Here is a 3137-nt window from a genome sequence, read left to right as displayed (position 1 = left end):
GGATCTGCTGGCACACGCGCCCCGCCAACATCCGCGCCGGCCTGTTCTACCGCGCGCTGGGGGCTAGGGCGGAGAGCGTCACGCTGCTGGGCATTGATGTGCGGTTGCTGGTGGGGACCGGCGGCAGCCGGTTGTGATTGCCCACGCGATTGCCCGCCTATAGGATCGGGCTCGGATTTTGAGCGATGGAGGTCGCGATGTCCAAGCGGGCCTGGTTCGTCCCCAAGAGCCACGGTATCGGCTATTCCCCCGCCGGTTGGGAGGGATGGTTTGCCACGGCTTTATTCATCCTGATCCTGGTCGGCGGCATCAAGGCCATCCAGGCCTTTGCACCGATACCCCCGGGCCCCTGGCGCCCGGTCACCGTGCTGGCCTGGGTCGCCCTCACCGGCGGTATCTTCCTCCTGGTCGCGCGGTCACGCACGGAAGGGGAGGTTCGCTGGCGCTGGGGCCGGGAGTAAGCATGATGGCCAACCGCTACTGGTTCCGGCAGAAGCAGCACGGCTATGGTGTGGTGCCCGCTACCTGGGAAGGTTGGGCGGTCTCTGTCGCTTACAGCGCGCTGATCCTGTTCCTGATCTGGGGTTTGCCATTCGTGGCACCCGTACGGGGAACGTTGCTGCATGTCGGCATCGTCTTTGCGGTGGTGATCCCAGCAATGGTCCTGTTGCTCTGGATAAGCTGGCGGCGCGCAGAGGGGGAATGGCGCTGGCGTTGGGGAAATGACTAACCTGCCCTCACCCTGCCCGCCGGAATTCCCCCGGCCAGACACCGTGAAACTCCTTGAACCGCCGGGCGAACGCCGCTTCTGACTGATATCCTAGGCGGTTGGCCAGGACGGCCAGCTTGTCATCCCCGGATTTCAGTGAAGACACCCAGGGAGAAATGGGACCGTAGCGTGCGCGTACTGGACGTCACCGGGAATGTCGCCGTGGCGCGGGTGGAGACACCCTGGTTCGTGGATTATTTCCACCTGGGCCGGTTCGGCGACCGCTGGGTCATCGTCAATGCCATGTGGCAACCCAAGGGGCGGTGAAGCATCACCCCTTCAACTCGTAATCATAGCGCAGGAAGCCCTTGCAGGCGGCGACCTTGTCATACAGCGTGCGGGCCGTGGCGTTATCCTGGTGGGTCAGCCAGTAGAGCCGCACCGCCCCTGCCTGTTCCGCCGCCCGTGCCACAGCCTCAATCAGCAGGCGGCCGGCACCGCCGCCACGCACGCCTTCATCCACATACAGGTCCTGAAGGTAACAGACCGGCGCATCGGCCCAGGCCGTGGCGTGGAACAGGTAATGGGTCAGGCCGATAGGCCGCCCCGCCCCATCCCGCGCTATGAGGCCCCGGATCACCCCATCAGGCTTCAGCAGTTCGGCCCAGTTGCGCTGAAACAGCGTCTCCTCCCGGTTGGTGCCATAGAAGGCGAGGTAGCCCGTCCACAATCGGTGCCAGTCGGCATAATCACCGGGTTGCGGCGGGGTGATGGAGACAGCGGACATCGCATGGCGCCTTTGCGGAGGGGGGAAGACCGGCATCTTGTGGGGCAAAACATAGCGGTTTCCAATGATCAACCGCTGATGCAGCAATGATCAAGGGGTGATGACAGGGGCGGCATGCGTGCCCGGGGGCTATCCGCCCGGCCTAACGCCCCTTACCCTTTGCACAGACTTCCCGTCCGCCGCCCGGATCCAGGCACCATGACCGCCGTCACCCCCCGTCCCGTGTCGCCGCAGGCGGAAGAGAATTTCCCCCTGGGCATCGCCCTGGCCTTTGTGGCTTTCGCGCTCTACAGCGCCATGGACGTGACCATCAAGCTGCTGACCAAATCCTATGCCGTGCCACAGATCATCGCCCTGAACAGCCTGTTCGCGCTGGGGCCGATCCTGATCTATGCGGCCTTGTCCGGCGGGCTTTACAATAATCTACGCACACGGCGTCCGCTTTATCACGTCATCCGCGCCACCTGCGGCCTGTTCAGCAGCTTCTTCGCCTTTTGGGCCTACTCGCGCATGCCGATCGCCGATGCCTATGCGCTGGCCTTTACCGCCCCCTTGTTCATCACGGCCCTGGCCGTCCCGATCCTGAAGGAACCCGTGGGCTGGCGCCGCTGGTCGGCCATCGGGGTCGGGTTCGTGGGCGTGCTGATCATGCTGCGACCGGGCAGCGGGCTGATCAATCTGGGCTCGCTGGCGGTGCTGGCGGGCGCCTTGTTCTATTCGGTCGGCATGCTGGTGACGCGGCTGGCGCGCAATACGGAAACCAGCGTTTCCTTCGCCTTCTACGCCACGCTGGCCAGCGGGACGGTGTTCGGCGCCATGACGCCCTGGCTGGGCCGCATGCCCAGCTTGCATGATCTGGGCCTGTCGGCCCTGGGCGGCACCTTGTGCGGGGTGGCCTTTGTCTGCCTGCTGACGGCGTTCCGCAAGGTGCCGGCGGCGGTGGCCGCGCCCTTCCAGTATACCCAGATCATCTGGGGCGTGATGTTCGGCTATCTTATGTTTGGCGATGTGCCGGACAGGACCCTGTTCATTGGCCTCGCCATCGTGGTGTCCAGCGGGCTTTATATCCTTTATCGCGAGACGGTGCTGGGCCGGCAGGTGACATCTCAGAGGACGCTGGAATGATCATTTTCAGGAGAATCACGGAACTGACCCCAGCCTGGGCGTTCGGCGTTATATTATCCGTGATACCTGGTCTGATGATCTGTTTTCCGCATGATTGGAAAATAGTTCTGGCAGCTATGTTGGCTTTGTTGGCGGTGGCATGCGCCATCACTCACAGGTTTCGTGGCCGGGTTGGCCGATTCTGGGGCAGCGGCCTCGCGCTCACCCTGCTTCCAATGCTGGCATCCGCCAATGCTAGTGGCCTGCCCGCCTCCGCCGGCATCACGGCATTGATGGTGGCGATGGCGCTGATCGGAGCGGCCATCCTATCTGACGCCACCAGCATGCAGCGAACCCTGATGATCGCGGCATGCTGTCTGGCCATCGCTTTGGTTTGCCTAACGCTCTACGTCATCGCCACCGGCGACATCGCGAAAATGATCCGGATGCGCCTTCATTCTGGCGCCATCAGCGTCCGGCTGCTGCCGCTGCATCCCAACTACATAGGGTCGATTGCGCTGGCGATGGCCATGGCTG

6 protein-coding genes are annotated in these 3137 nt (G+C 63.6%); 5 read left to right on the top strand and 1 reads right to left on the bottom strand.

The window, feature by feature from the left end; genetic code table 11:
- Positions 1 to 197: 197 nt before the first annotated feature.
- From AAG816_RS27680 to AAG816_RS27670, 3 genes are all read left to right on the top strand, one after another.
- Positions 198 to 461, top strand: coding sequence for a hypothetical protein (locus AAG816_RS27680; protein WP_341992931.1), 264 nt, complete (start codon positions 198 to 200; stop codon positions 459 to 461).
- A gap of 2 nt (positions 462 to 463) precedes the next feature.
- Positions 464 to 730, top strand: a complete 267-nt coding sequence (locus AAG816_RS27675) for a hypothetical protein (RefSeq protein ID WP_341992930.1) — start codon at positions 464 to 466, stop codon at positions 728 to 730.
- A gap of 78 nt (positions 731 to 808) precedes the next feature.
- Complete coding sequence (locus AAG816_RS27670; RefSeq protein ID WP_341992932.1) at positions 809 to 1036, top strand: nuclear transport factor 2 family protein; 228 nt, start codon at positions 809 to 811, stop codon at positions 1034 to 1036.
- A gap of 4 nt (positions 1037 to 1040) precedes the next feature.
- On the opposite strand, the gene AAG816_RS27665 is transcribed toward AAG816_RS27670, so the two are convergent.
- Positions 1041 to 1496 carry a GNAT family N-acetyltransferase gene (locus tag AAG816_RS27665; protein WP_341992929.1) on the bottom strand — a complete coding sequence of 152 codons (456 nt, stop codon included), beginning with the start codon at positions 1494 to 1496 and terminating at the stop codon, positions 1041 to 1043.
- A 198-nt stretch (positions 1497 to 1694) separates the two neighbouring features.
- On the opposite strand from AAG816_RS27665, the gene AAG816_RS27660 reads away from it, so the two are divergent.
- Together AAG816_RS27660 and AAG816_RS27655 are read left to right on the top strand one after the other, a co-directional pair.
- Positions 1695 to 2621: a DMT family transporter gene (locus AAG816_RS27660; protein WP_341992928.1), complete on the top strand. Its 927-nt coding sequence runs from the start codon at positions 1695 to 1697 to the stop codon at positions 2619 to 2621.
- A partial coding sequence (locus tag AAG816_RS27655) for a hypothetical protein (RefSeq protein ID WP_341992927.1) occupies positions 2618 to 3137 on the top strand: 520 nt, incomplete at its 3' end. The genes AAG816_RS27660 and AAG816_RS27655, both read left to right, overlap by 4 nt.

The sequence above is a fragment of the Azorhizobium sp. AG788 genome (assembly GCF_943371865.1).
GTDB lineage: Bacteria > Pseudomonadota > Alphaproteobacteria > Rhizobiales > Xanthobacteraceae > Azorhizobium.
Note: the sequence above shows the minus strand (reverse complement) of the source record. Positions and strands in the feature narration are given on the sequence as shown.

Coding starts and splice junctions, on each gene's coding strand:
- AAG816_RS27680 (WP_341992931.1), top strand. CDS start 198: ATGTCCAAGCGGGCCTGGTTCGTCCCCAAGAGCCACGGTATCGGCTAT.
- AAG816_RS27675 (WP_341992930.1), top strand. CDS start 464: ATGATGGCCAACCGCTACTGGTTCCGGCAGAAGCAGCACGGCTATGGT.
- AAG816_RS27665 (WP_341992929.1), bottom strand. CDS start 1,496: ATGTCCGCTGTCTCCATCACCCCGCCGCAACCCGGTGATTATGCCGAC.
- AAG816_RS27660 (WP_341992928.1), top strand. CDS start 1,695: ATGACCGCCGTCACCCCCCGTCCCGTGTCGCCGCAGGCGGAAGAGAAT.